Origin of the sequence: Rhizobium sp. AAP116, from assembly GCF_001295785.1 — a bacterium.
Lineage (GTDB): Bacteria > Pseudomonadota > Alphaproteobacteria > Rhizobiales > Rhizobiaceae > Allorhizobium.
The window spans coordinates 144091-169665 of sequence record NZ_LJIB01000027.1; the positions used below are offsets into that span (position 1 = coordinate 144091).

A 25575-nucleotide genomic window follows, 5' to 3' on the forward strand; every position below is an offset into this window, starting at 1 on the left:
GACTAACCTACTCTTTCGATTATCTCTTCAGGTTGACCAGGACTTCCATCAATTCGGAGCCGGTCTGGAATACCTTGGAGTTTGCAGTGTAGTTGCGCTGAGACTCGATCATCGCGGTGAGCTCTTCAGCGACATCCACGTTGGAGTCTTCAAGTGCGCCCGACAGGATCGTGCCGAAGCCGCTGGAGCCGGCATAGCCAAGGATGACGACACCGGAGTCGTTCGACTGGGTGTACATGTTGCCGGCCACCGGATTGAGATTGTCCGGGCTCTGGACACTGGCGAGCGCGACGCGGAAGGTCGGCACCAAATCGCCGTTGTCGTAGGCAATCGAAACGATGCCCTTGTCGTCGATTTCGTAACCCTTGACCTTCGAGGCGGCGTTGCCGTCCACCTTGCCCAGCTGGACGGAGAAATCCGAGGCGAGCTGGGTCGTATCGCCAATGCTGATCAGGATACCGGTACCAGGGTCGCCGACTTCAGCGCCGTCTACAGTGTAGGGATCAAGCGGCAGCTCGGCTGGATCGGGAGTTACGAGTTTGCCGTCCGCGTCAAAAACCAACGTTTGGGGCGCAAGGACCTGAGTGCCGTTATCCCGTTCAACCGCAGAGACCTCCCACGTATTGTCGGCGATCTTCTCATAGGTGAAATCGATCAATCGGCTTGATCCCTGACTGTCAAAGACGGTCAGAGACGTCTTCTTGATGTCAGTGGCAACACCTACCTCGGCCGAGTTCGGCAGGTTCACGTTCAGCGTGCCTGTCAGTGATCTGACTGCCGAAATCCCTGAACCGGAGAGGTCCACTGGCTCCAAGCCATCGAAGCCATTGACGACAATCGTCGGATCGACCTCAGAATCATAGGGATAACCCTGTAGCGTATAGCCGGCCGTGTTCTTCAGGGTTCCGTCGTCCTGCAGAACAAAGGAACCGGCACGCGTCATATAGGGGGTGCCGTCGTCGCCCTTGACGATGAAGAAGCCGTCGCCATTGATGGCGAGGTCCGTCGTCGACGTCGTGTAGCTGAAGGTACCCTGGCTCGAAATCGAGTAGCGCACGTCCGTTTCGACACCGCCGGAATTGTAGGCGCCGTTCGTGGTCGGCAAAATCATGGATGAAAATTGCACCGAGGCCTTTTTGTAGCCGACAGTGCTGGAATTGGCGATGTTGTCAGCGACGGTGCTCAGCCGGTTCGACTGGGCATTCATGCCGGAGACACCCGTTCGCATGGTTCCGTAAAGGCTCATGTCAAAATCCTCGTTTGCTAGTCGATTTGGAGAGTATGAGGTGGGCCTTGCGTGAAGCTGTCTGGCTTGAGCGCCCAGCTTTTTCCCTCGCGTCGAGGGAAAAAAATGCGGCCGCTCAAGGGCGGCCGCAGGTAGAGATCAGCTCCAGTCGATGCAGTAGCCGAGGAAGCGTTTGGAATCGACAGGATCGAAACCCAGCTTCTTGCGCAGCTTCTTGCGAAGCTTGGAAATGTGACTTTCAACGACGTTCTCTTCGACTTCCTCGTCGAAGATCCCGTAGATCGCGTTGAAGATCTGCGTCTTCGATACGCGTCGGCCGCGGTTTGCGACCAAATATTCCAGGATGCGGCGCTCGCGGCGCGGCAAGGGGAAGACGTCGCCGGCGATCTCGGGATCACGGCCGTCGGAGAAGACCTTGATCGGACCGATCTCGGTGAAATTGGTGATTGCCCGCAGACGCCGGCGGATAGCCGCAGCCCGCGCCAGGATTTCACGGGGATGCACGGGCTTACGTACGACGTCATCGACTCCGCAATCGAAGAGCGCCAAAGTAGCCTCCAGGGACGGATGATCGCTGACCGCGATCACCGGCGCCTGGGTCCGGTCACGAATTGCCCGCGGCAATTCGAGGGTCATCTCGCCCTGGCCGAGGACGAACGCCTCAACCGCTGCAATGTCGGAATCGGCCGCCGTATTGACCCATTCCCCGAACTCCCGGGGGTCGAACCCCGTCGAGGGAATCCCCTCGCGTCCAAATAGTGATGTGTATCCGTCTTTCACGAGCTCGCGCTCATCTACCACGACGATCATTCAGCCGCCTCCGAATCAGTGTGGTGTTTCGATGCACCATGGGTACGAATCGGGCGATTCATGAACAACTAGGAGAACTTAACCATAGTAATTAACGATTGATTAACCATTTGGTGCCGATTTGAACTAGATCTAGTATGTTTTTAACTATGCGGACACAATTTTCCGGTGGAAAAGTTAACGCAAGTTTCGCACAAGGTCTTGCATGAGCTCTCGCTACCGCAGTGTCGCCACAATTCGCAAATCGGCACAATCATGGCTGTCAAACAATCAGGGGTTGCTATTCACCGCAAAATTGTCGCGCATTGGGCGTCCAGTTTCCATAGCCCGTGGCAACCAGATTGGAGATCACACGGCACACGTAACGCTTCTGGGCGGGATCATTATTAGGTCCTGCATGATAGCGCGCAACCGCCATCGTCCAGGTTTCATGACGATTGTGAAGGTTGCTGAGGAAGCGAGCGGCGTACTCCACGTTGCGCCTCGGGTCAAACATCGCCTCGACTGAGGTAAAGTGCTCCCCGTGGAAGTGCTGATTGATCTGCATGCAGCCGACATCGATCAACTTCGCTCCGCCCATTCTTGCACGCTCGAAGCCGTCGAGAGCAGCATCCAGATCGTCGAAGTAATAGGCTTTGCCCTCGACGTTCATGGCATAGGGGGCAAGACTGCCCTTGCGGCCAGTCTCTGTCAGGCCGACCGAATAGAGAATGCCTTCGGGAACGCCGTATTTGGCAGCGGCCGCGCTGATGGCGCCCTCACAGGCACCGCGACTTGCCTCTACCTCAGACGTAAAGCTGATCAGGGCGAGCGCCGCGATTGCCGGAAGCGGGAACATCCGTCGTATCAGCCACACGCTCATCCGCCATCCTCACGGTATTTCCTGGCGCGTCACCGCGCTGCTGTCGTTCACCGCCCTGATTTCCGGGCTGGAATGCCTGTTGGCCGGACTGCTGGTTCTGCGATCCATTCTGTCCTGCATCTGCGCTGCGATCCGCCGACGGGGTCTGCATGGTCACCTGGACCTGGTCGACGACCAGACCCTGGGCCCGGAGTGCCTTCAGGATGTCGCTCTGATCGTTTGAGAGCTGGCGGAAGGCCGCCGGGTTGTCGACGGTCAGCTGAACACTCAACTCTTCGCCTGACAGGCGCAGTGTCGCGGTGACACTGCCGAGCTCAATCGGTGTCATCTGGAGCTTCAACGTATGCACGACCTTGCCCTGGCTGGACTGGGCAGCGGCATTGGCGAGCTCTGAGCCGGGCGCCATGGCACCGAGCCACTCATTGTCGCCCAGCATCGCTGCAGTAATGGACGCGGCATTGGATGTGGAGACTGGAGCGATATAGCGGCGGCTATCGACGACCGTGACCGTCTCAACCACTTTCTGCTCGGTCTGCTCCGGAGAAGACGCCCCCTCCCCGCGCAGAACAAGTGGCTGCCCCTTGCCGTCTGCCCGGATGAAGCGGAAATCGCGATCGCCGTCAGAGCTGTCGTCATCCGAAGCGGCGTTATCGGCGGCGTCATGGGCCTTGGCGTCAATAAGGTTCCCGGCGAGAACCTTCTGATCGTCCTTGTCCGACTTGTCGCCCTTGGCTGGCTCCTTGCCCTTCTCGGCGGGATCAATCTTGCCACCCGCCAGAAGCTGAAGCACATCGGCGAGGTCCGCCACCGGAGTTTCGGACGGGGTCGCCTCGCCTGCAGCCTGCTCGGTCGCCACTGGTTCGCCTTCACCGGTTTCCTTGCGATCCCGAACGGCCGCCATCGCCTTCGCCAGTTGCGCCTTCAGTTCCGGATCGAGGCCTTCGATCTCGACCTGAGGCTCCTTATCGCCCTGAGCATTTGCTTTGGTCTTGGCCTGCGCCTTGGCGAGAGCCCGGATCAGATCCCCCGTCGAGACGTCATCCGGAAGTGCATCGAGTTCCGCCAGCAAAGCATCATCGATGAAGGATCGTTCACTCGCCCGCGCCATCTTTGCATCTGGCTGATTTACCTCTGCCCCCGAGGCTTCCGTCTCGTCGCGTGTGCGATCCTGCTTCGACGCACCTGCCTCCTGCTCGCCGGATTTGGAGAGCACCTTGGAGAAGCTGCCGTCGTCCGCCGCCTTGTCTGCGCGGCCCGAGCCGCTTGCAGCCGCCGGGCCATCCGTCGCGGGCATTCTGGGGGCGGAAAGTGCGTCCATCATGTTACGGGCCTTCTTTCTGGAGAAGATCGTCGATTGCGTCGAGCTTAGAGCGTCCGGAATCGACGAAGCTACGCAATTCCGGGTCGATTTCGGTTTGCTCGGCAGGAAGTGTCGCGACTGCGTCGGCGACTGGCTGCGTTGCGTCAGCCTGCGTAACTGAGGCCGGCTCCGGCTGGGCAAACGGATCCTGCAGGTCCGGATCAGCCGATGCGGATTGTGCCGGATCGTCGATGCTCACAGCTTCCGCCGAAGGCGTCTGGGAACGCTGAATGGGTTCGGGTTTGCGCAGGACTTCTTTAGCGATGGTTTCAGCTGCCTGCCTCAAGGCGCGATCCCTGGGCGACAACATGTCTTCCGGGACCTGCATCAAGGCCGCCATCGCGTCGGTGACATTCTCAGTGGGGACACGCACGAGGCTGCCATAGAGTTTCGCCAGAGCGTCGGCACCTTCCTCGGTGCCGGAAAGCAGCTTTGCCTGCTCGGCCGCCATGGTCGCCAGTTGGTTGTGGCCGGCAATGGCCGCCTCACGGGCAATCCGTAGGTAGACCTCACGGCGCCGATCCGCGTCCATGTAGCCGAGTGTGGCTTCGATGTCGGTGGGCTTCAGCACCTCGTAATGTTCCACGACAAAACGGACGAACAGATCAGCGAACTGGCTGGCATAGGGAGAATAGAGGAAGCGACGCGCATAGCCATTGGCGTAAAGCGAGGCCTTGTCGACGATCTTGGCATCGACCGCGACCGCAAGCGACCGTCGCAGGGCCGCTTCCTCGACGATGGTGCCGGGCGCCGTAAGGCGGGCCCAATCGTAGAACTTGAGCGCAGCGGCCGGATCTCGCGTCAGGGTCACATTGCCGGCGACCAGCGCCAGATAAGGGCCGATCTTGTCATTCTTGTATTCGACGGCCATGTCGCCAAGGGTCTTGCCGATGAGAGTACCCTTGCCGCTCAGATACTTGCGCAAGGCATCACTGACCCGGTTGTCGAAGTTGCCCTCGATGTCGCGGGCGACCAAGAATTCCAGGGTTGCCGGATTTCCTCCGCTCATCGCGTAAATCAGGGCTGCATCGACGTTGCGAGGATCCTGGAAAATCTTCGGGTCGGCCGTGCGCAAACGCTCGTCGATCGTGTTGAGCACGAACCGCTGCATGTCGGCTGCAGAATGGTCGCCGCGCACCACAGTATCCTGGACGAATTGCAGCGATCGCAGCATTCGATACGGCTCGATCGCCTCGTCCGTCGACTGCGCATGGCCGAACGATCCGACCGAAAAGACGGTCAGACCGGACAGCAGCAGGCGGAGGGTGAGACGGCGGATGAGCATGGTCAGCCCTGCTCCGCTTCGATCAGGATCTCGATGCGACGGTTGGCGTCTGCGAGCGGATCCTCCGGCACCTGCAGGCGCCGATCGGCAAAGCCGGAGACCTGTTCGACACGATCTTCGTCAAGACCGCCGCGGACCAGCATGAAATAGGCGCTGTGGGCGCGGGCCATGGAAAGCCGCCAGTTGTCATTTTCCGTGCCGCGGAACGGGCGGGCGTCCGTATGGCCACGGATCACGATGCGGCCCGGCTTTTCCTGCAGGATCTGACCGAGTTTCTCCATGGCGACCACCAGTTCCCGGCGTGGCACGGCCGAGCCGAGATTGAACATGGCGGCATCGCTCTGATCGCTGATCGTGACCAGCAAGCCACCTTCCGTCGGCGTGACGATGAGCCCCTCGGCCAGCTTGCCGGCTGCTCCGCCAATGGCATTTGCGATTTCAGCCTTGAGGGTGTCCGCCGCCGCAAGCTGAGCCTCGAGCTCAGCCTCGGCGGTTTCCGGCTTCTCAGCAACTCCCTCGAGCGGCTGTTCGGTCTGGCCGATCTCCGACGCGTCTGCGTCGGCCGGCTTGTCAGCGGCCATCGCTTCTGATGGCGTGGCTGCCGGATCCGGTTTCTGACCGGGCACTACAAGGGCGATCTGCTGTTCAGGCTCGGTCGAAGGTTCAGACGTGTCAGTGTCGGATGGCGGGGCGGTCTGTGCCTGCTCGGCCGGCGTCTGCGCGTCGGTCGGATCGCCCGGCGGACCGTTGGCGGTCTGAACCTGCTGCGTCCAGAAATCCGGATCGAAGGGATCGCGATAGGCCTCACCGCCCTGAGCGCCGGTAGACGGGCCAGAGTCGGCTGCGCCGCCTTCGCCCTTGGCGCTGACATTGGCCTGTTGCCCGACTTCCTGGGCGATTTCAGCCAGAACCGAATAGGGGTTTTCGAAGAAGTCGGCCTCCGAATAATTGGCTTCGTCGCCCGAGGAGGCCGTCTGGTCGTCACCGGTCGCGGCGGCAGAACCTACCTTGTCCTGATCTTCATCGACCTGGGAGCGTTCCTTCTTCTCTTGGCCCTCGCTGGTTTCGACCGGCTTCTCGAGCCCCTTTTCGGTGGGCTTTTCGTCGGCAAGCTGGATAGGATTGAAGTAACTGGCCACCGTGGCCTTGGTCTCTTCATTGGCAGCATTGACGAGCCACATGACGAGGAAGAAGGCCATCATCGCGGTCATGAAGTCGGCAAAGGCGATCTTCCACGCTCCGCCATGCGCGCCATCGTGGTCACCCTTGCGGCGCTTGACGATGATGATCTGGCTCTTGCCGTGGTGGTGGTTCTCGTCGCTCATGCCAGCACTTTCTTCAGGCTCGCCGTAAAGGCCGAGATGCGGGTGACGAGCGCGGCATCGCCGAATTCAGCCGAGAGATCGAGGTCCGGATCCTCGACATGGCGCAGGAAACTTGTCTGCTCCGGCATTTCCGACTGCAGCTTTTCAAACAGGAGACGAGGCCCCTTGACCTCAATCGTGCCTGCCTCGCCCGCATTTATGGCTGCCTTCAAGAGTTCAGCCAGGTCTTTCACAGCCTTCTCGGCAAGGGCCTCGCCAATCGCCGGAGCGAGCGCAATCGCCGCCTGTTCGCTCACGGCCATCGAGAGCCTCTCGATCACGTCCGGCAGCTTCGTCGCGAGCAGGTCTGCAAATTCATCACGCAGTTTCTGGTCACGCTCGGCCAGCGCCTGCGCGTGGGCTATCTCGATTGCCTGCCGGTCCACCTCGAAACGCTCCGCAGCTGCCTTTTCACCGGCTTCATGACCCTCGGCATAGGCCTCGCGCTTGATGGCCTCGACGTCGACTGCCTCGGGTTCGGGAAGCGCCGGGAAGTCCATGTCGAAGGCGTCCACCAACGGCATATCGAAAGCCGGCGCCGGCGGCGCAGGCGGTGCGACCGTTGTCGAAAAGTCCTTGAGATAACGGGCCAAAGGCATGCTCATGGGCAATCGCCTCCATCGGCGACAGATTGGACACGGCTGAAGTGCAATTCCAGGAGAAGAAGATCAAACATCAGCATGTCCGTACGCGTTCTCTCATCTTCAAGGATCGTTCAAAGCTCATTCGGCACGGCTTGGCTTCTGATGCCACGTGCGCTTCCTGAAGCTAGGGGTTCAAACTTGCGCGAAGATGAATGAGGCTGGTGGCGACCTGCTTCAAAACGGCACGGAACCGCTGGATACCAGTATATCCAGCGGTTCAAGGCTTATCGCTGGAAGAGCGTCAGGAGCTTTTCTGCGCTGCTATTGGCGATCGAGAGTGCCTGGATGCCAAGCTGCTGCTGGGTCTGCAACGCCTTCAGACGCGTCGATTCCTCGTTCATGTCGGCATCGACCAGACGGCCAATGCCCTTGTCGATCACGTCCATGAGGTTCGAGACGAAGGTGTCCTGCATCTCGATACGGCTGGTGATGGCGCCGAGGGTGGCGGCGGCATCGGTCAGCTGCTGGATGACGTTGTCGACGACGGCAATCATGTCGTCGAGCGCTTCCTTGGACGTGTTGGTGTTTATCGCGATCTCGTCGCCACCGGTCGGCGCCCCCATGTCGAGGAGGTAATATTCGCGTGCACCGGTACCGGTGTTGCGCAGCACGTCGGCGTCGATTGACTTGGTGAGGAAGCCGCGAGACGCATCCTGGATATCGATCAGCACGGATTCGGCGGTGTCAAAGTCGAGGGTCGTGACCTGAACGCTGCCGTCGGCTCCGCGGACGAAGGAGGAAACGACCTGCTTGGTACCCAACTCCAGCGCATTGGTGTTGTAAAGCCAGTTTTCACCCGAGAAGGATGCGGACTGGGCAGAAGAAATCAGCTGGTTCTTCAGCTGCGTCATTTCTTCGTTGATCTTGTTCTTGTCGACGCCGGGCTCGCTCGCGGCAACCAGCTTTGCCTTGATCGTGGACATCACGTCGACGACATTGTCGAGCGCCGTGTAAGCGGTATCAACGGTTGCCGCACCGAGGCCAAGTGCGTCGGAAACTGTCGAGAGCGCAGCATTGTCGGAACGCATCGTCGTGGCGATTGACCAATAGCCGGCATTGTCGGCTGCCGTTTCGACCCGGTAACCCGACGATACGCGCCGCTGGGTCATCTCGAGATTGTTGTCGATCGAACGAAGTGTCTGCAGCGCCGCCATGGCGGCCGCATTGGTCATAATACTGGTCATGCTTGATGCCCCTAAGCGTGTCGGACTGCGCATCCGGCGACTTGCCGGCACGACGGGAGGGCATCATGCAAAACGCGCGAACGCGCGATCCCCGTCACTGTTAACAAATCGTTAACAGCGGCAGTTAACAAACAGACCAAGGACATGGCAAGGCACAGGCTTGTCTTTTGTAGTTCAAACGAAATTGCCAAAAGTTTCGCGCAAGGCTCAAACGAAAATCCGCGCCTCTTGCGAGGCGCGGATTCACACCGAGAACATCCGACACTGTCAGGGCGGGACGAAGTCGCCCCTAGCCAGAGCGCCGCTTACTGACGGAAGAGTGTCAGGATGCTTTCGGAAGAGGTGTTGGCGATCGAGAGCGACTGGATGGCCAGCTGCTGCTGGGTCTGCAGCGCCTTGAGGCGGGTCGATTCTTCGTTCATGTCGGCATCGACGAGACGACCGACACCACTGTCAATCGAGTCGGTCAGAGCAGCAACGAAGTCCTCCTGCATGCCGATGCGCATGGAAATCGAGCCCAAGGCTGCTGCGGCACTGGTCATCTGCTGCAGGCCGTATTCAACCAGAGACAGGGCTTCCTGCATGCCGGCAGTGGTCAGGCCGGTGATGTCGAGCTGATCGATGGAAACGCCCGCGATTTCAGCCGCGGCTGCACCGACCACGCCGTCATTGTCCCAGTCGACAAAGGCGTCGAAGGTATCGGATACGCTGCCAATGATACCGGAATTGTAGTCGATCAGGCCGGTCGCGTCGCCACCGAACAGAACTGTCATACCGTCCGCTGTCGTTGCATCGAGAGAATAGAGAGTGGTCGATACGGAAACATTGCCGCTGGAGTCACGAATAAAGCCGGACACAACCGTCACGTCGACGGGTGCCGTTACCGTATCGGGGCCGGTTGCGACCCAGTTCTGGCCGCTGAAGCTCGCCGATTCGGAGATCGACCGAAGCTGCTCCTGCAACTGGTCGATTTCTTCCTGGATCTTCGACTTATCGACGCCTTCTTCCGTGGCGGCGACGACCTTTGCCTTGATTTCCTTCATCACCTCGATGGAGCTTTCCATCGCGGCATAGGCGGTATCGATCTTAGCGGCGCCGAGACCAAGTGCGTCCTGGACGGCGGAGAGCGCCATGTTGTCCGAGCGCATCGTGGTTGCGATCGACCAATAGGCGGCGTTGTCGGAAGCTCCGCCGACACGCAGACCGGAGGATACACGCGCCTGGGTGTCCTGCATCTTCGAGTCGATGGAACGGAGTGTCTGGAGTGCAGCCATCGCTGCGTTGTTTGTCAAAATGCTGGTCACGGTCGTGTCCCTTAAATGGCTAGATTTGGGGACATCCCGGTCTTTCCGGGAACGATGAAGCGGCTTAATGCCCTTAACCAGTTCTTCGTCTTGGTTAACTCATCGTTACATGACCCCATGTAACGACCGTATGGTTAACGCATGGTTAAAGAGATCTGACAAAATCGTTAAAATGCAAAAAGCCGCCCCGGAGGGCGGCTTCGATTTTCAAACTCTTCAGTCTTAACGGAAGAGCGAAAGGATAACTTCCGAAGAAGAGTTGGCGATCGAGAGCGACTGAACGGCCAGCTGCTGCTGGGTCTGCAGTGCCTTGAGGCGGGTCGATTCTTCGTTCATGTCGGCGTCGACGAGACGACCGACACCCGATTCGAGCGAGTCGGACAGCTTGTTGACGAAGTCTTCCTGCAGGTCGATGCGCATCGAGATCGAGCCAAGGTCAGCGCCGGCGCTTGTCATGAAGGCCAAGGCTGCATCGACGAGCGTCAGGGCTTCTGCCATGGCCGCGCCGTCAAAACCGTTGATGTCCAGCGTGTAGACAGACATACCACCTACGGCAGTCGCTGCGGCGTCGGTACCGGCGGCGGTCGCGTCGAAGTCGGTGGTCGTGAAGTCGGCTGCATTCGTGCCGAGGATGCCACTGGTTGTATCAACTGCACCGGTCGCGTCGCCTCCGAACAGAAGGGTCATGCTACCGGCCGTTTCGGCGTCGAGCGTGTAGGACGTGGTCTTTACAGCAACGTTGTTGGCGGCATCACGGACGAAGCCGGATACGACGGTCACCTGGGCAGCGGTCGTCGAAGTGTCAGTGCCACCAGCGATCCAGTTTTCGCCGGAGAAAGAGGCCGAGTCGGCGATCGACTTCAGCTGGCCCTGAAGCTGCGTGATTTCTTCCTGGACCTTGGCCTTGTCGACACCTTCTTCGGTCGCGGTAACCAGCTTGGCCTTGATTTCCTTCACGACATCGATGGCCGATTCCATACCGGCATAAGCGGTGTCGATCTTGGAGGCGCCGAGGCCGAGGGCGTCAGACACGGCGGAGAGCGCCATATTGTCGGACTTCATGGTGGTGGCGATCGACCAATAGGCGGCGTTGTCGGAAGCTTCGCCGACGCGCTGACCAGACGAAACGCGGGCCTGAGTATCTTCCATGCTGCTGCCGATGGAGCGCAAGGTCTGGAGTGCCGACATGGCGGCGATATTGGTAAGAATGCTCGTCATAGTAGTGTTGCCCCTTGAATGGCTGACTAAGAAGGGACATTCCGGTATCACCGGTAACGGCGCACAGCATCATGCCTGCTAACTGGCTGATTTTTAATAGTTAGCTCGCCGTTTCGATAGGCTTAGATAAAACCATCAAGGTTAATGAAGACCTAAACGAAACGATGTGTTGGCGGATTTTTGATTTTTTTTGCAACTTTCGCGCGTGCGCGCGCGTAGCAGATCATGATTAATAAAACGCAAAGGCCGCGTTCGTTCTCGAACGCGGCCTTCGTGTAGCTTCCGTTCCGGTTCAGCCACCGGAGGGTTAAGCCTTCCCTTCGCACGCCTCTGGTCAGCCACCAAGGCATATCGGCGTCGGGAGAGTCTAGCCGGCCCTTAAGGGCCGACTTGATCTTGCTATTAACGGAAGAGCGACAGGATGTTCTGCGAGTCGTTGTTCGCGATCGAGAGAGCCTGGATCGCCAGCTGCTGCTGGGTCTGCAGGGCCTTCAGGCGGGTCGACTCTTCGTTCATGTCGGCGTCGACGAGACGGCCAACGCCCTTTTCGATGGCGTCAGACAGCTTGCCTGCGAATTCAGTCTGAAGGTCAATGCGCTTCGAGACCGAGCCGAGTTCGGCGCCAGCGCTCGTCATCTTCTCAAGAGCAGCGTCGACAGATGCGAGAGCCACGTCAAGATCGTCGTTCTCGACGTCGAGGTCGGTGATCTTGATCGACTGCACCGCAGCAGCCGCGCCGCTGACCGTAACGTTGTCGGTGCTCGTCAGGATCGATTCCTGAGCGTCATCGACTTCACCCTGCGCGTCAAAACGGTAGAGCAGGTTGTTCTGATCCAGGGTGTAGGTCGTGGTCTTAACACCGACATTGCCCGATGCATCGCGGATGAAGCCCGACACGACCGTCTTGTCGCCAGCAGTTTCAACCGCCAGCCAGTTTTCGCCGTTGAAGGACGAGCTCTTGGCGATCGACACCAGCTGTTCCTTCAGCTGCGTGATCTCTTCCTGAACCTTGGCCTTGTCAACGCCTTCTTCGGTGGCGGCGACAACCTTGGTCTTGATTTCCTTCATAACGTCGATGGCGGATTCCATACCGGCATATGCGGTATCAACCTTCGCCGCGCCAACGCCGAGAGCGTCGGTAACTGCGCTGAGCGCCATGTTGTCAGAGCGCATGCCCGTCGAGATCGACCAGTAGGCAGCGTTGTCGGAGGCCTTGGAAACCTTCATGCCGGTCGAGATGGAGTTCTGCGTCGATTCCATGTTGGAAGCGATCGAGCGCAGAGTGGAGAGCGCGGACATCGCGCTGGAGTTGGTCAGAATGCTGGCCATGGATTTGTCCCTTAAAAACGAGATACAAGAGGGGACATACCGGACTGAAAGACTTACCGGTCACGGACGTTCGGCATCATGCCTTTTGGTATTTTTCGTTGCTACCAGACCCGTCGTGCGAGGTCCAAACTCGCAGCCAATCCTTGCCAACTTCTTTACAATTGAAGGCAGCTCAAGGGACGCTGATGACGTGGTAAACCGCCCGTAAGGGAGCGTGGTGAATCAACCGTAAGCGGGGATGGTTAACTTAAACGAACGACCGGACGAGACTGCCGACGAGCAAGTTCCAGCCGTCGATCAAGACGAAGAACAGGATCTTGAACGGCAGCGAGATCGAGGTGGGCGGCAGCATCATCATACCCATGGCCATGGTGATGGTTGCCACCACCATGTCGATGACGAGGAAGGGCAGGATGATCAGGAAGCCGATCTCGAAGCCGCGTCGGATTTCCGAAAGCATGAACGCAGGGATGAGCACGCGATAGTCGATCTGGCCATCCACTATGGTTGCCTGGCCGCGCTCATTGGCAATATCGACGAAAAGCGCAAGATCCCTGTCGCGCGTGTTTGCGGTCATGAAGGCGCGAAACGGCTCGGCAATGAGAACGACAGCCTCAGCTTCGGTAATCTGATTGTTGACGAGCGGTTGAACGCCTTCGCGCCAGGAGCGGTCCATGGTCGGCGCCATGACATAGAAGGTCATGAACAGCGCCATACTGGTCAGGATCATGTTCGACGGCGTGCTGGCAAGCCCCATACCGGAGCGAAGAATGGAAAAGGCGATCAGGAAACGCGGGAAGCTCGTGACCATGATCAGAATGCCGGGTGCAATCGACAGCACCGTCAGCAGCCCGAAGGTACGAATGATCCACGCCGCCACCGATCCATCGATCGGGGTGTTGAAGATATCCGTCGGCAACTGCTGGGCCACAGCCAGTTGCGGCGCCATCATCATGACAGCGACGAGGAGTAGAAACCGAATCATTCGATCACGAGCGTTCTGAACATCACCTTGGATACGCGGCCTTCCGAGCGCAGGTCAACTCGCTCCTGAAGGTCATCCTTGAGATATTGAAAGCCGCGCGGGCCCTCGACCTGTTGCAGTGATACGGTGCGAAGATAGGCCATGATGTCCTGGTGCACGGCTTCGGCGATCTGGACATCCGGCGCGCCGTTGAACATCAGGGCCACTTCGAGACGGATCCAGTTTTCGGACGGGTATGCGAGGTTGGTCGTGATCGGCTCAAGCGCCACGACACCATTGGCCTCGGTGGAGATCGGAGGAAGCCCCTCCTCGTCTTTCTTGTCCTCACCACCCTTCTCACCGGCAGCCGCTTCAGCGGCCTTGGCTGCGTCTTCGGCCTGCTTCACCTGGGGTGCGAGCATGTTGCCGATCACCCAGCCGCCACCGCCACCGACGGCGGTGAGGACCACGAGCGGGATGACAAGCGCCATGATCCCCGACTTCTTCTTGCCTTCGCCTTCCTGGCCTTCTTCCATGTCCTTGCCTCCCCCGCGTCAGAACGGCGAGTAGATGTCGACGACCTGCTGGCCGATCGGCGGCTGCTGGACCTCGGTCAGACGGCCACGACCACCATAGGAGATTCGGGCCTCGGCGATCCGGTCATAAGAGATCTCGTTGTCTGCATCGACATCCTGGGGCCGGACGATACCTGCGACGTTCAGAATGCGAAGCTCGTGGTTCACGCGCACTTCCTGCGAACCGCTGATCAGCAGGTTGCCGTTTTCAAGCACACCCGTGACGACCGCTGCAACGAGCAGATTCAAGCGCTCCGAGCGTTCCGTGGAACCTTTGCCGGACGAACTGGTCGTGGAATCAGTCGACAGATCTCCGGTGGTCCCCGTCGCCGTCGAGAAGCCGAGGAAGTTCGATATCTCAGCTCCCCAAGAAAGGCCCGTATTGTTGTCACGACTGCGATCGGTTTCGTTGTTGAACGACGCGCGGTCATTGATCTCAATGTTGACGGTGAGGATGTCGCCGACGTTCAGGGCACGCGCATCCTTGAACAGCGCGGACTGGCTGTCGCTCCACAGGGAATAGCCGCTCGCGGTCTGGGCCTGCTGCTTCGGGTACATCGCCATCTGCGGGGTCTGGCTGTAGCGCAGTCCGGACCCGATCGGGCTCATCGACGGTGCGTTGCCGATCTCCTTGATCGTCTGGCTCTGGCAGCCGGCCAGAAGGAGAACGGCCAGCAGTGCCGGGAAACGCTTCATCATGATGGGTCCTTCGATGTATTGGGGTTGCCGGCGCTCGACATGATCGAAGCGACCTGGGCAGCCTTGGCCGGGCTCATCTCTGTCAGGATGAGACTCGACTGGCGCGGCGGCAGTTTCATGATGATGGCGGCCGCCAGCATCACGTTGGTTTCCTCAAGTTGAGGAGCTGCCGCATCCGGCGCCATTTTCCGGTAGATTTCGACGAGCTGCCCTTCGGCCTGCTTCATGAATTCGTTGCGACGGGTCAGCCAGTCCTCGTATTCCGCGCGGCGCTCTTCGAGGATGGCGATACGGCTGTCCACGTCGGCCTGCAGTTTGTCGAGTTCCTGCTTCTGCAGGAGGTAACGCTGGTCGCGTGCTGCATCGGCGATGCCGGTGCAGAACTGGCGGATTTCGGCTTCTGTCGCACTTCCAAGCGGCTGTTGCTGGCCGACCGCGTTCTGGGCGAAGGCCGGCAAGGTGGCGACGGCCACGACAAGAGCCACGTTGCGCAGCGACTTTGCAGAGGGGCGAAGACAATCGAGATGGATCATTGCAGCACGAGCTCCGCTTGCAGCGCACCGGCGGACTTGATGCCCTGCAGGATGGCGATGACGCCGTCCGGTTTGATGCCGATGCTGTTGAGGCCGCTGACGAGGGTTCTGAGATCAGGTCCATCGACGATTGCGATCTGATCGCCTTCCTGCCGGATGGAGATATCGGTCTGCGGCTGGACAGCCGTCTCACCGCGCGAGAAGGCCTCCGGCTGGATGATCTGCGGTGTCTCCTGCACCTGGACGGTCAGCGTTCCATAGCTCACGGCAACGCGCGAAACTCGGACATCGGCGCCGATGACGATCGTACCGGTACGCTCGTTGATGACGACACGGGCAGGCGAATCCGTTGCGACGACCAGGTTTTCGATATCGGCCATCAGGCGGGCGAGGTCGGCCGTGCGGGGTTTCTGGACAACCACTTCCTGGCTGTCGCGCGCCTCGGCGATCGGCGCGCCGTAGTTGGCAGCGGCATAGGCGTTGATCGTATCAGCGATGCGAAGCGACGTGGTGAAGTCGGCGTTGCGGAGCTGCAGCACGAGGTTGACGCTATCCTTGAACTTGGACGGCAGTTCGCGCTCGATGATGGCACCCGTAGGAACGCGGCCGGACGTCGTGATGCCTTGCTGCACGGCTGCAGCATCGCCCTGGGCATTGAAGCCCGAGACGACGACAGACCCCTGCGCAACGGCATAGATCTGACCGTCGGCGCCGGTCAGCGATGTCATGACCAGCGTGCCACCGCGCAGAGACGTTGCGTCACCCAGCGAGCTCACGGTCACGTCGATGCGGCTTCCGGGGCTCGCGAAAGGCGGCAGATTGGCGGTGACCATGACGGCCGCAACGTTCTTGGCGTTCGACTGCCCGCCCTGGGTTGAAATGCCGAGGTTCTGGAGCATCGCGCGCATCGACTGGTCGGTAAACGGCGAAGAACGCAGGCTGTCGCCGGTTCCCTGCAGACCGACCACGAGGCCATAACCGATGAGCTGGTTGTCTCGTCCGGACTGGAGCGAGGCGATGTCCTTGATGCGCGAATTGGCGCTCATGGCCGGCTCGAGGGGAGCCATGACCAGCGCCAGCGCGCAGAGCGCAATCCGCATGGGAGCAATCAATCTCATTTTGCCATCACCTGTACCGTGCCATCCGCCATGACCGTGCCAGACACGATCGAGCCGGAATCGATATTGCGCACCTTCACGACCTCGCCGACCGAGGCGTCGGTCAGCGGCGTACCGCTGGCGCTGATCAGCATGGTGCCGATCGAGAAGGTCAGACGAACGCTGCTTCCGCGCTTGACCGCAAACGCTTCGCGGAGGCCATGGACCGGAATGGTCCGACCGGGGAGCAAGGTGCGCTTGGCCACCATGCCGACCACTTCTTCCCTGGTGCGGGCATAGCCTCCGGCCAGATTCGGATTGGTTACGGGAACCACATCGACCTGCTCGGATGCAATGGTTTCGCCTGGATAGATCACCTGTTTGGGGATCACGGCCGTGTTCTGCGCCAGGGCAGTGCCGGCGCCGAGAGCCAGGGCGGCGACGGCGACAGCCATCGCGCGCAAGGCATGTCCGAATTTCCGGCGAAACCTCATGTTTGCCTCCAGTTGTCTTACTTGAGGTTCTTGCTGACGATCTGAGCCATTTCGTCGGCAGTGGTGATGACCTTGGAATTCATCTCGTAGGCGCGCTGGGCCGAGATCATGTCCGTGATCTCCTTCACCGAGTCGACGTTCGAAGCTTCCAGGTAGGACTGCTTGATGTAGCCGAAGCCCGGATCTTCCGGCGCACCCACGATTGCGGCACCCGAGGCTGCGGTTTCGGCGAACAGGTTGTCACCGAGCGGCTTCAGACCGGCTTCGTTGACGAAGTTGGCGATGGTCAGCTGTCCGAGGTCGGTATAGTCGGCATCGTTGCCGATGCGGGCCTGAACCTGGCCTGTCCGGCTGATCACCACTTCGCTGGCATCCTGCGGGATCGTGATCTGCGGCGTGACGAGGTAACCGTCGATCGTGACCAGCTGGCCCTCGGCATTCATGTTGAATGCGCCGGAGCGGCTGTAGAGCGTTGCACCATCGGGGCTTTCGATCTGGAACCAGCCACGGCCGATGAGCGCGAGGTCCAATTCGTTACCGGTCTGCGTCAGCTGACCCTGGGTATGAATATTGCGGACGGCCGCCGTCTGCACGCCAAGACCGATGTTGGCGCCTTCCGGCACGATCGCCTGGTTTGCGCGGTTCGGTACGCCCTGGGCCCGCTCCGTCTGGTAGAGGAGGTCGGAAAACTCAGCACGTGCGCGCTTGAAGCCCGTCGTGTTGATGTTGGCGATGTTGTTGGCGATGACCTCAAGATTGGTCTGCTGGGCATCCATACCCGTGGCTGCGATGGCGAGCGCTCTCATAGTTCGGTACCCCTGTCAGATCTGCATCTTGGTGATTTCGAGATAGGCGTTGACGATCTTGTCGCGGAACGCGATCGCCGTCTGGAGCGATTGCTCGGCCTGCATGACGGCATCGACCACTTCGCGGGTCGTCGCCTTGCCCAGGATCCCATCGAAGGAGACCTGTTCAGCCTGCTTCAGGTTGTTGGCTGCGCCCGACGCAACATTGCTCAGCGCTGCCATGAAGGTCTCGCCGGTCATGGTGCCAGGCGTCGTACCCTCGGTGGTCAGGCCCTTGGACGAAAACGAGCTGGACAGTGAATCCAGGCCGCCGATGCCCAATGCGCTGGTCTTCGTGATAGATTCGATCATTGCGAGGCCCTCAGGAGCGCGATTGTCTGAGAGAGCATTTCACGAGTCTGCTTGATGGTTTGCAGATTCGCTTCATACGTGCGGTTGGATTCACGCATGTCAGCCATCTCGATCAGAATGTTGACGTTCGGCATCTTGACGATGCCGCGCTCGTCAGCCGCCGGGTTACCCGGATCGTATTCCGCAATGAAATCACTCTGATCCACGCCGAGCTTCTTGACCTCGACGGTCTGTGCACCCGTCACGCGATCCAGCTCGGCACCAAAGGTAATCGTCTTGCGGCGATAGGGATCAGCGCCAGGCGTATCGCCCGTGGTGCGCGCATTGGCGATGTTTTCCGATACAATGCGAAGGCGGGTCGACTGGGCTTCCAGCCCGCTTCCCGCAACCCGCAAGGTTGCCATCAATGGATCAGTCATCAGCGTTTCACCGTCATTAGCATCATGCGATGGAAGGAGGAGACCAACGAGGTATTCAGCTCGTGGTTGCGTTTGTTTTCACCGGTCTTTCTCAGTTCGTCCGAGAGCGCGACCGTGTTGCCCGATTCCTGAATGCCGATCTCGTTGTTGAGATCTTCGTCCTCGACGGCGATGTTGCGATCGCTGAAGTCGTTGGCAGCCATGTGGCCCGGCTGGGTGACGGCCATGCCCTGCACGGTGCTCGTCCGGTCCAGGACCGCACTGAAGGGCGTGATATCCTTGGCCAGAAATTTCGGGGTATTGGCGTTGGCGATGTTGGTCGCCACGACCTGCTGCCGCACCGAAAGCCATTCCGACTGTCGGGATGCCAGCTCGAACAACTGGATGGGATTCATGGGCGTTACTCCGTCTTTTACTGATCGGAGCCTAGGCCCTTAATCTTGCGTGGGACTTGCCCGCCCCGCGCCTTTTCAATTGTTTCGAACAACTTCGCCGGTCGAGGTTACAATGACCCATTTTCCGTCACGCTGCTCAAGCGTGGCGACACGGCTGTTGTCGGGCAGGATCGAACCCACCCGCACGAGAAACATGCCGGACTTGTCTTCGATCAGCGCACGACCATTGGCGACATGCAAAAGACGGAAGCCGCTTTTTCCTGGAAATGGCTGCGCGCTCGGCACATCGAGCGCTTCCGGCTGTTCCCGCCCCAAGGTCGGGACGGTCGCGGTGACGATCTGGTCAACCGCCTCCACCTCGCCCTCGCTATTATCTTCATCATCATCGTTGTCCACGAGAGCAAGCGGCGATACGCTGAAGACGTTGCGTCCCGGGCCCTCGGGCAGATCACGCGTAGGCCCCCACTCGGCAAGCCGGACGCCGAATTTCCCTTCATTGAAGAAAACGTACCAGGGAAACAGCGCGGCACTGCATGCCAGCGCAATGCCGGTGAAGGCCAGAACACGGTCAACGGGCGGAACACGGCGCTTCGCCAAGACCGGTCGCAGCGGAGCCACGGGCTCGTCAGCATCGAAATCGGTCATGGTCACCCCCTTTGTCTCATGCCTTGCCCGCCGGCAGCCGCCTTGAGAGCGTTTGCCAGATCGGCGTAGGCATCAAGTGCCGGTTTCTCGCCCGGCGTCTGCTTCAGAATGTCGTAGATGACCGGCACCTGCTTGATCGCCATGTCCAGATCGGGGTCGGAACCATTGCGGTAGCCGCCGATCAGGCGCAGGTCTCGGGTTTCCTCAAAGCGATGAATGAGCGCCTTGAGGCGCGACACCAGCTTCTCCTGCTCGGGCGTCCAGGCCTTGCGGGCCAGACGGGAGATCGATGTCAGGGGATTGATCGGCGGATAACGTCCCTCGTCGGCAAGGGCGCGATCAAGCACGATGTGACCGTCGAGGATACCGCGTGTCGAGTCGGCAATCGGGTCGTTGTGGTTGTCGCCGTCGACGAGGATCGAGATGATCGCGGTGATGGTTCCCGCCCCTTCCGCGCCCGGACCGGCACGCTCAAGAAGGCGTGGCAATTCCGTGAAGACCGAGGCCGGATAACCGCGGGCAATCGGTGGCTCGCCGGCGGCCGTGGCCACCTCGCGGATTGCATGGGCAAAACGCGTGACACTGTCGACGATAAAGAGAACGTTCTGGCCCTTGTCGCGGAAGTGCTCGGCAATGGTGATCGCCGTCAGCGGCGCCATCTTTCTGAGCATCGGGCTCTCGTCGCTGGTCGCGACCACGGCGATCGATTTCGCCATGTTGTCGCCGAGCGTGTCCTCGATGAATTCGCGCACTTCGCGACCACGTTCGCCGACTAGGGCGATGACGACCTTGTCGAAGGCATCGGCGCGGGCGAGCATGGACAGAAGCGTCGACTTGCCGACGCCGGACCCGGCGAAGATGCCAAGACGCTGGCCGAGGCAAAGCGGCGAGAAAATGTCGATAGCACGAACACCGGTCTTGAAACCGGTCTCGACACGCTGCCGTGTCATGGAAGGTGGTGCCGTCGTCGAGATTGGACGACGCTCGGGTCCAGGCGCCAGCGCCGGACCGTTGTCGATGGGATCGCCCAGCGCGTTGATGGTGCGGCCACACCAGCTGTCGTCGGGTGCGATGCGGAAGGCACCCTTGCGGATCACGACATCGTGGATGCCGATGGGTTCGCCGGGTTCGATCGGGCAGACGTAACAGACATCCGGCTCTACACGCACGACCTCGCCGAGATGCACGCCCGTCGACGAACGGTGCGCGACGAATTCACCGAGGCGGACATGGCGCGAGAGGCCGGTTACCGTGTAGTGCCCGGCTGCGATGGTGCGAACATGGCCGCCCTGCGTGACAGAATTGGTCGGCCGGGAATAACGCTGCGCCAACGCCGCCAGTTGCCCGAGCTTGGGTGACAGCGGAAATTCGTCTGGTGTCGGCGCGCTCATGTTTATCCGCTTTCAGGCTTAGTTGCCGCCGCCGAGGACCTTGATCGCCTCGCTCATGGTATTCTCGCTCGAGCTGATCAGAGCGCTGATGGCTTCGAAAGCGCGATTGACCTGGATGAGCTGGGTCATTTCGCCGATGCCGTTGACGTTGGAGTTTTCGACATAGCCCTGAAGAATCGAGATTTCCGGGTTGTCGACGACCGGCTGCGGGTTGTCGACGGTGGTCACGCCGCTGTTCTCATATCGAAGGAAGCCGTTGCGCACGTCCGCAGTGAAGATGCCGAGCGTGGCGACGACACGACCGTCCTGTATGATCTGACCACTGGCCCCGACTTCCGGCGGACCGCCGGCGCGGTTGAGCTGGATCGGCGCGCCGCCGGCATCGAGAACCGGGTAGCCACGGGTCGAAACCAGCTCGCCAGTGTCAGTCATGGTGAAACGGCCATCACGTGTCAGCACCTGGCCGACCGGTGTGTCGATTGAAAACCAGGCGTCACCCTTGATCGCGAAGTCCAGCACATTGCCGGTCTCGCGCAGTTCGCCGCTCTTGGTCGACAGATAGTCGTTGCCCTGGCTCACGAATGCGATTTTCGCATTAAGCTCATTGCCGGTTCGGCTCAGCATCTCGTCGAATTTCACATCCGTCGAGCGAAAGCCCACCGTGTTCACATTGGCCATGTTGTCGGCGATGGTGGTGAGACGACGCTCAAGGGCCATCTGCGACGACAGGGACACATAGATACCGGATTGCACCGCTTTGCCTCCGCAAGTGAATAATATCAGTAAATCATTATTTAACGCAGGATAGCCTACGCTCCATGCCACTCTTCTTGCGGCAAAAGGCTTGCGCGAAACTGTCGAGACGGAACCAGGCCTTAAGAAGCGGGGACACCCAAAAGGAAACCCTGATTCAGCCTCACGCAAGGCAGGTGCCTTATCGCTCAAAGTGAATAGTAACGTTCGGGTACGGGCAAAATGAACATTATCATCGGATTCGTGATCACTCTGGGCTGCGTGCTCGGCGGCTACATGGCCATGGGTGGCAAGCTCGCCGTGCTCAACCAGCCGTTCGAGCTGCTCATCATCGGAGGCGCGGGCGTCGGCGGCTTCATCATGGCTAACTCCATGAAGGTCATAAAGGATACCGGAAAGGCTGTTGGCGAAGCCATAAAGTACAAGGTACCCAAGGAACGCGACTATCTGGACGTGCTGGGTGTTCTCTATTCTCTGATGCGTGACCTTCGCACGAAGTCGCGCAACGAGATCGAAGCCCATATCGACAACCCGGAAGAATCCTCGATCTTCACGGCAGCACCGAACCTGCTGAAGAACAAGGAGCTGACCTCCTTCATCTGCGACTATGTCCGCCTGATCATCATCGGCAATGCCCGCAGCCACGAGATCGAAGCGCTGATGGACGAAGAGATCGAGACGATCCTCTACGACAAGATGAAACCCTATTATTCGCTGAACACGGTCGGTGACGCCTTCCCGGCCATCGGCATCATCGCGGCCGTGCTCGGGATCATCAAGACCATGGGCTACATCAACGAATCGCCCGAGGTGATCGGCGGCCTGGTTGGCGCCGCACTGGTCGGCACCATGCTCGGTATCTTCCTGTCCTACTGCCTCGTCAGCCCGCTGATCGCACAGATAAAGGTCGTCCGCACCAAGCAGCATCGCCTTTACATCATCGTGAAGCAGACACTACTCGCCTACATGAACGGCTCGGTGCCGCAGGTGGCACTCGAATACGGCCGCAAGACAATTTCCTCGCACGAGCGTCCGTCGATCGACGCCGTCGAGCAGGAAATGATGAACCCGGGTGGCGGCGGTGAAAGCAAGGCAGCTTGATCATGACCGAGACCATCCCTGAGACAGCACCCAGCATGGACCGCGCGCTTCTCGCCAAACTGACCGGCGGGCTGGGCGATTCGAAAACCCTGCAGCGCCTGTGCAGCGACTTCGGGCAGCTCTATGTCGAGTTCCTGCCGGACGTCTTCCACAGCGAGACCGGGCTCACCATGCAGGTTCACTACAACGGCCACGAAAGCGGCCTGATGACGGACCTGGTTGCCGATCTCGGCGACAATGTCTCGCTTGCCGACGGGCAATTGCGCAACTGGTCACCGAACTTCGTGCTGGCATGCGGCAACAGCTTCGTCATCACGCTGATGGAAAATCTTCTCGGTGCCCTGCCGGAGACGATCCAGGAGCCGATCGAGCGCCCTCTGTCGCAGATCGAACTCGATCTGGCCGTCATGGTTTTCGACAAGATCGCAAACGTTCTGCGCTCGGGCGTCAACGCGCCCGGCGGGTTCGAGCCGCTGCTCGAAAAGGCTCACAATGCCGAAGATCGACAGAAGCTGGAAGAAGACCATGTTGACGAATATGCGGTGACGGTAAAGCTCGGCATCACGCTCGGCACGGTCACCTCGGAATTCTACCTGATGATTCCGCAGAAGGCGCTCCTCAAGACTGTCGTCACGATGCCGAAGTCGAAGAACCAGGCCAGCAAGTCGAAGAAGGAATGGCAGGAACAGATCGCCGAGCAGGTTCGTCGCTCCCAGGTCACCCTGGAAGCCCGGGTCCGACTCGATTCGCTGACGCTCGCCACCGTTTCGCGCCTCGTCGCCGGCGACGTCATTCCCTTCCACGACAAGGGCGACGTAATGGTGGATGTCAGCGCCAACGGCAAGAATCTCTACCGCTGCGAGTTCGGCCGCGCAGGCGATCGATACACCGTGCGCGTAAAGGACAATGTGAGCAGCGAAGATGAGATTCTAAAGCATTTGATGAGCTAGCAATTTACCGGGGCTCGCCGCACGGCAGCTTGAGGCAAGTTTCAAGAGGAATAATCAACCCATGGCAACGAAGAAGACACCACCGAAGGATGACGACGCGCTGGCGATGCCGGGCGCGAGCGACACCGATTTCGATCAGGCCGTCGATGACCTGCGCGGCGTCCTCAAGGCTGACGCGGACGGCGGTCTCGGGGACTTCGGTTCGGACCTTGGTCTCAAGGACGACCCGCTCGCAGCGTTTGAGTCGGATTTCGGCGGCGGCGCTGCAGCTGGCCCAAGCGATGACTTCGGACTTGGCGATTTCGGCGGCTCCAGCGATCTCGGCGGTGGCAGCGATTTTGGCGGCTCAAGCGATTTCGGTGGTGGCAGCGATTTCGGCGGCGGCGCCGACTTCGGCGGCTCCAGCGGCTCGCAGCAGGAACCGGGCAGCGGCCTCACCGCCAATCTCGACCTGATCATGGACATCCCGATCGAGGTCCAGATCGTGCTCGGCTCCAGCCGGATGCAGGTATCCGGACTGATGAACCTGGAAGAAGGCGCCATTATCGCGCTGGACAAGAAGATCGGCGAACCTGTCGAGATCATGGTGAATGGTCGTCGCATTGCGCGCGGCGAGATCACCGTTCTCGAGAACGACGATACACGATTTGGTGTCAAGCTGATTGAAGTGATGGCGACCAAGACATCCTGACCCATGACGGGCCAGAGAGGACAAGACCATGATGGACTTCGACGATTTTGGCGGCCCCTTAACCGGAAAACCGCTTTCCCAGGCCGATAAGGCAGCCGCCGTGCTGCTGGCCATGGGAAAGGGCGTTGCCGGCAAGCTGCTCAAATACTTCACGCAGGCGGAGCTGCAGACGATCATCGCATCGGCACAGACCCTGCGCACCATTCCGCCGGATGAACTGACCGAGCTCGTCAACGAGTTCGAAGACCTGTTCACCGAAGGTGCGGGCCTCATGGACAATGCCAAGGCCATCGAGAGCATTCTCGAAGAAGGCCTGACGCCCGAGGAAGTCGACGGACTTCTCGGACGTCGTACCGCGTTCCAGGCCTATGAAGCCTCCATCTGGGACCGTCTTCAGGACGCCGATCCTGATTTCATCGCACGCTTCCTGATGCGCGAGCATCCCCAGACTGTCGCCTACATTCTCTCGATGCTGCCCTCGTCCTTCGGCGCCAAGGTGCTCCTGAAGCTGCCCGAAAGCCGTCGCGCAGACATCATGAACCGCACGGTGAACCTGAAGAATGTCAGCCCGAAGGCTGCCCAGATCATCGAGAACCGGGTTCACGACCTGATCGCCGAAATCGAAGCCGAAAAGAACTCGACCGGCTCGGCCAAGGTGGCGGAACTGATGAACGAACTGGAAAAGACCGAAGTCGATACATTGCTCACCTCGCTGGAATCGATCAGCAAGGAATCGGTCAACAAGGTTCGCCCGAAGATCTTCCTGTTCGAAGATCTGCTCGTCATGCCGCAGCGCAGCCGCGTGCTCCTGCTGAACGACATCTCCGGCGATATCCTGACCATGGCGCTGCGTGGTGCCAGCGCGGAGATCAAGGAATGCGTGCTGGCCTCGATCAGCCCTCGCTCCCGCCGCATGATCGAATCAGACCTGCAGGCCGGAACCGCCGGAATCAACCCGCGGGAGATCGCGATCGCACGCCGTGCAGTGGCGCAGGAAGCGATCCGCCTCGCCAATGCCGGTCAGATTCAGCTGAAAGATACCGAAGGCGGCGATACGCAGGCGGCCTGAACGGTCACCTCTGTTGAAAACCCGATCCTTTTGATC

28 protein-coding genes are annotated in these 25575 nt (G+C 59.9%); 4 read left to right on the plus strand and 24 right to left on the minus strand.

Features of this window, described 5'->3' with window-relative positions; genetic code table 11:
* Window positions 1–19 precede the first annotated feature (19 nt).
* The 24 genes from IP85_RS16875 to flgF form a co-directional block, all read right to left on the minus strand.
* Window positions 20–1246 carry a flagellar hook protein FlgE gene (locus tag IP85_RS16875; RefSeq protein ID WP_054150837.1) on the minus strand — a complete coding sequence of 409 codons (1227 nt, stop codon included), beginning with the start codon at window positions 1244–1246 and terminating at the stop codon, window positions 20–22.
* Window positions 1247–1384: 138 nt separating this feature from the next.
* Window positions 1385–2056, minus strand: coding sequence for a winged helix-turn-helix domain-containing protein (locus IP85_RS16880; protein WP_054150838.1), 672 nt, complete (start codon window positions 2054–2056; stop codon window positions 1385–1387).
* 280 nt (window positions 2057–2336) lie between these two features.
* Window positions 2337–2894, minus strand: coding sequence for a transglycosylase SLT domain-containing protein (locus tag IP85_RS16885; protein ID WP_054150839.1), 558 nt, complete (start codon window positions 2892–2894; stop codon window positions 2337–2339).
* Entirely contained in the window at window positions 2842–4239 is a 1398-nt protein-coding gene (locus IP85_RS16890) for a flagellar hook-length control protein FliK (RefSeq protein ID WP_054150840.1), read from the minus strand. The genes IP85_RS16885 and IP85_RS16890 overlap by 53 nt, the downstream gene beginning before the upstream one ends.
* A 1-nt stretch (window position 4240) precedes the next feature.
* Entirely contained in the window at window positions 4241–5563 is a 1323-nt protein-coding gene (gene motC, locus IP85_RS16895; protein ID WP_054150841.1) for a chemotaxis protein MotC, read from the minus strand.
* Window positions 5564–5565: 2 nt separating this feature from the next.
* The gene (locus IP85_RS16900) at window positions 5566–6888 is read right to left on the minus strand and encodes a MotB family protein (RefSeq protein ID WP_054150842.1); all 1323 of its coding nucleotides are present in this window, start codon (window positions 6886–6888) and stop codon (window positions 5566–5568) included.
* Entirely contained in the window at window positions 6885–7532 is a 648-nt protein-coding gene (locus IP85_RS16905) for a hypothetical protein (protein WP_054150843.1), read from the minus strand. Before IP85_RS16905 ends, IP85_RS16900 begins: the two co-directional genes overlap by 4 nt.
* Window positions 7533–7795: 263 nt before the next feature.
* A complete protein-coding gene (locus IP85_RS16910) occupies window positions 7796–8755 on the minus strand; it encodes a flagellin (RefSeq protein ID WP_054150844.1) in 960 nt (319 codons plus the stop codon).
* Window positions 8756–9060: 305 nt separating this feature from the next.
* Complete coding sequence (locus tag IP85_RS16915) at window positions 9061–10059, minus strand: flagellin (protein WP_054150845.1); 999 nt, start codon at window positions 10057–10059, stop codon at window positions 9061–9063.
* Between the two features lie 222 nt (window positions 10060–10281).
* Window positions 10282–11277, minus strand: a complete 996-nt coding sequence (locus IP85_RS16920; RefSeq protein WP_054150846.1) for a flagellin — start codon at window positions 11275–11277, stop codon at window positions 10282–10284.
* A 402-nt stretch (window positions 11278–11679) separates the two neighbouring features.
* On the minus strand, window positions 11680–12606 hold the full coding sequence (locus IP85_RS16925) for a flagellin (RefSeq protein WP_054150847.1): 927 nt from the start codon (window positions 12604–12606) through the stop codon (window positions 11680–11682).
* Between the two features lie 247 nt (window positions 12607–12853).
* Entirely contained in the window at window positions 12854–13591 is a 738-nt protein-coding gene (gene fliP, locus IP85_RS16930; protein ID WP_054150848.1) for a flagellar type III secretion system pore protein FliP, read from the minus strand.
* Window positions 13588–14106: a flagellar basal body-associated FliL family protein gene (locus tag IP85_RS16935; RefSeq protein ID WP_054150849.1), complete on the minus strand. Its 519-nt coding sequence runs from the start codon at window positions 14104–14106 to the stop codon at window positions 13588–13590. The genes fliP and IP85_RS16935 overlap by 4 nt, the downstream gene beginning before the upstream one ends.
* Before the next feature lie 18 nt (window positions 14107–14124).
* Window positions 14125–14844 (minus strand): flagellar basal body L-ring protein FlgH, encoded by a 720-nt coding sequence (gene flgH, locus IP85_RS16940; RefSeq protein ID WP_054150850.1) that lies wholly within the window; start codon window positions 14842–14844, stop codon window positions 14125–14127.
* Window positions 14841–15377 (minus strand): MotE family protein, encoded by a 537-nt coding sequence (locus IP85_RS16945; protein ID WP_054150851.1) that lies wholly within the window; start codon window positions 15375–15377, stop codon window positions 14841–14843. Before IP85_RS16945 ends, flgH begins: the two co-directional genes overlap by 4 nt.
* Window positions 15374–16495, minus strand: coding sequence for a flagellar basal body P-ring protein FlgI (locus IP85_RS16950; RefSeq protein ID WP_054150852.1), 1122 nt, complete (start codon window positions 16493–16495; stop codon window positions 15374–15376). The genes IP85_RS16945 and IP85_RS16950 overlap by 4 nt, the downstream gene beginning before the upstream one ends.
* Window positions 16492–16929 carry a flagellar basal body P-ring formation chaperone FlgA gene (flgA, locus tag IP85_RS16955; protein WP_156322951.1) on the minus strand — a complete coding sequence of 146 codons (438 nt, stop codon included), beginning with the start codon at window positions 16927–16929 and terminating at the stop codon, window positions 16492–16494. Before flgA ends, IP85_RS16950 begins: the two co-directional genes overlap by 4 nt.
* Before the next feature lie 56 nt (window positions 16930–16985).
* Window positions 16986–17774, minus strand: a complete 789-nt coding sequence (gene flgG / locus IP85_RS16960; protein WP_006726361.1) for a flagellar basal-body rod protein FlgG — start codon at window positions 17772–17774, stop codon at window positions 16986–16988.
* Window positions 17775–17789: 15 nt separating this feature from the next.
* Complete coding sequence (locus IP85_RS16965) at window positions 17790–18125, minus strand: flagellar hook-basal body complex protein FliE (RefSeq protein WP_054150854.1); 336 nt, start codon at window positions 18123–18125, stop codon at window positions 17790–17792.
* Window positions 18122–18544 carry a flagellar basal body rod protein FlgC gene (flgC, locus tag IP85_RS16970; protein ID WP_054150855.1) on the minus strand — a complete coding sequence of 141 codons (423 nt, stop codon included), beginning with the start codon at window positions 18542–18544 and terminating at the stop codon, window positions 18122–18124. The genes IP85_RS16965 and flgC overlap by 4 nt, the downstream gene beginning before the upstream one ends.
* Complete coding sequence (gene flgB, locus IP85_RS16975) at window positions 18544–18939, minus strand: flagellar basal body rod protein FlgB (RefSeq protein ID WP_054150856.1); 396 nt, start codon at window positions 18937–18939, stop codon at window positions 18544–18546. The genes flgC and flgB overlap by 1 nt, the downstream gene beginning before the upstream one ends.
* Window positions 18940–19014: 75 nt before the next feature.
* On the minus strand, window positions 19015–19584 hold the full coding sequence (locus IP85_RS16980) for a hypothetical protein (protein ID WP_054150857.1): 570 nt from the start codon (window positions 19582–19584) through the stop codon (window positions 19015–19017).
* Between the two features lie 2 nt (window positions 19585–19586).
* Window positions 19587–20975, minus strand: coding sequence for a flagellar protein export ATPase FliI (gene fliI / locus IP85_RS16985; protein ID WP_054150858.1), 1389 nt, complete (start codon window positions 20973–20975; stop codon window positions 19587–19589).
* Between the two features lie 18 nt (window positions 20976–20993).
* Window positions 20994–21728: a flagellar basal-body rod protein FlgF gene (flgF, locus tag IP85_RS16990; RefSeq protein WP_054150859.1), complete on the minus strand. Its 735-nt coding sequence runs from the start codon at window positions 21726–21728 to the stop codon at window positions 20994–20996.
* Between the two features lie 222 nt (window positions 21729–21950).
* Between flgF and motA the strand changes: the two genes are divergently transcribed.
* From motA to fliG, 4 genes are all read left to right on the plus strand, one after another.
* Complete coding sequence (gene motA, locus IP85_RS16995; protein WP_054150860.1) at window positions 21951–22829, plus strand: flagellar motor stator protein MotA; 879 nt, start codon at window positions 21951–21953, stop codon at window positions 22827–22829.
* Window positions 22830–22831: 2 nt separating this feature from the next.
* The gene (locus IP85_RS17000; RefSeq protein WP_054150861.1) at window positions 22832–23779 is read left to right on the plus strand and encodes a FliM/FliN family flagellar motor switch protein; all 948 of its coding nucleotides are present in this window, start codon (window positions 22832–22834) and stop codon (window positions 23777–23779) included.
* Window positions 23780–23840: 61 nt separating this feature from the next.
* Window positions 23841–24470 (plus strand): flagellar motor switch protein FliN, encoded by a 630-nt coding sequence (gene fliN, locus IP85_RS17005; RefSeq protein ID WP_054150862.1) that lies wholly within the window; start codon window positions 23841–23843, stop codon window positions 24468–24470.
* Between the two features lie 28 nt (window positions 24471–24498).
* Window positions 24499–25539 (plus strand): flagellar motor switch protein FliG, encoded by a 1041-nt coding sequence (gene fliG, locus IP85_RS17010; protein ID WP_006726285.1) that lies wholly within the window; start codon window positions 24499–24501, stop codon window positions 25537–25539.
* Window positions 25540–25575 lie beyond the last annotated feature (36 nt).

Bases quoted from the DNA above. Each gene is read 5' to 3' on its own strand.
- IP85_RS16910 (WP_054150844.1), bottom strand. From the start codon at position 8,755: ATGACCAGTATTATGACCAATGCGGCCGCCATGGCGGCGCTGCAGACA.
- flgB (WP_054150856.1), bottom strand. From the start codon at position 18,939: ATGAATCCCATCCAGTTGTTCGAGCTGGCATCCCGACAGTCGGAATGG.
- IP85_RS16885 (WP_054150839.1), bottom strand. From the start codon at position 2,894: ATGTTCCCGCTTCCGGCAATCGCGGCGCTCGCCCTGATCAGCTTTACG.
- flgA (WP_156322951.1), bottom strand. From the start codon at position 16,929: ATGGCTGTCGCCGTCGCCGCCCTGGCTCTCGGCGCCGGCACTGCCCTG.
- IP85_RS16925 (WP_054150847.1), bottom strand. From the start codon at position 12,606: ATGGCCAGCATTCTGACCAACTCCAGCGCGATGTCCGCGCTCTCCACT.
- IP85_RS17000 (WP_054150861.1), top strand. From the start codon at position 22,832: ATGACCGAGACCATCCCTGAGACAGCACCCAGCATGGACCGCGCGCTT.
- IP85_RS16935 (WP_054150849.1), bottom strand. From the start codon at position 14,106: ATGGAAGAAGGCCAGGAAGGCGAAGGCAAGAAGAAGTCGGGGATCATG.
- IP85_RS16875 (WP_054150837.1), bottom strand. From the start codon at position 1,246: ATGAGCCTTTACGGAACCATGCGAACGGGTGTCTCCGGCATGAATGCC.
- IP85_RS16950 (WP_054150852.1), bottom strand. From the start codon at position 16,495: ATGAGATTGATTGCTCCCATGCGGATTGCGCTCTGCGCGCTGGCGCTG.
- IP85_RS16880 (WP_054150838.1), bottom strand. From the start codon at position 2,056: ATGATCGTCGTGGTAGATGAGCGCGAGCTCGTGAAAGACGGATACACA.
- flgG (WP_006726361.1), bottom strand. From the start codon at position 17,774: ATGAGAGCGCTCGCCATCGCAGCCACGGGTATGGATGCCCAGCAGACC.
- fliI (WP_054150858.1), bottom strand. From the start codon at position 20,975: ATGAGCGCGCCGACACCAGACGAATTTCCGCTGTCACCCAAGCTCGGG.
- IP85_RS16980 (WP_054150857.1), bottom strand. From the start codon at position 19,584: ATGACCGATTTCGATGCTGACGAGCCCGTGGCTCCGCTGCGACCGGTC.
- flgH (WP_054150850.1), bottom strand. From the start codon at position 14,844: ATGATGAAGCGTTTCCCGGCACTGCTGGCCGTTCTCCTTCTGGCCGGC.
- fliP (WP_054150848.1), bottom strand. From the start codon at position 13,591: ATGATTCGGTTTCTACTCCTCGTCGCTGTCATGATGATGGCGCCGCAA.
- flgC (WP_054150855.1), bottom strand. From the start codon at position 18,544: ATGACTGATCCATTGATGGCAACCTTGCGGGTTGCGGGAAGCGGGCTG.
- IP85_RS16890 (WP_054150840.1), bottom strand. From the start codon at position 4,239: ATGATGGACGCACTTTCCGCCCCCAGAATGCCCGCGACGGATGGCCCG.
- motC (WP_054150841.1), bottom strand. From the start codon at position 5,563: ATGCTCATCCGCCGTCTCACCCTCCGCCTGCTGCTGTCCGGTCTGACC.
- IP85_RS16900 (WP_054150842.1), bottom strand. From the start codon at position 6,888: ATGAGCGACGAGAACCACCACCACGGCAAGAGCCAGATCATCATCGTC.
- IP85_RS16965 (WP_054150854.1), bottom strand. From the start codon at position 18,125: ATGATCGAATCTATCACGAAGACCAGCGCATTGGGCATCGGCGGCCTG.
- fliG (WP_006726285.1), top strand. From the start codon at position 24,499: ATGATGGACTTCGACGATTTTGGCGGCCCCTTAACCGGAAAACCGCTT.
- IP85_RS16945 (WP_054150851.1), bottom strand. From the start codon at position 15,377: ATGATCCATCTCGATTGTCTTCGCCCCTCTGCAAAGTCGCTGCGCAAC.
- IP85_RS16920 (WP_054150846.1), bottom strand. From the start codon at position 11,277: ATGACGAGCATTCTTACCAATATCGCCGCCATGTCGGCACTCCAGACC.
- IP85_RS16905 (WP_054150843.1), bottom strand. From the start codon at position 7,532: ATGAGCATGCCTTTGGCCCGTTATCTCAAGGACTTTTCGACAACGGTC.
- fliN (WP_054150862.1), top strand. From the start codon at position 23,841: ATGGCAACGAAGAAGACACCACCGAAGGATGACGACGCGCTGGCGATG.
- motA (WP_054150860.1), top strand. From the start codon at position 21,951: ATGAACATTATCATCGGATTCGTGATCACTCTGGGCTGCGTGCTCGGC.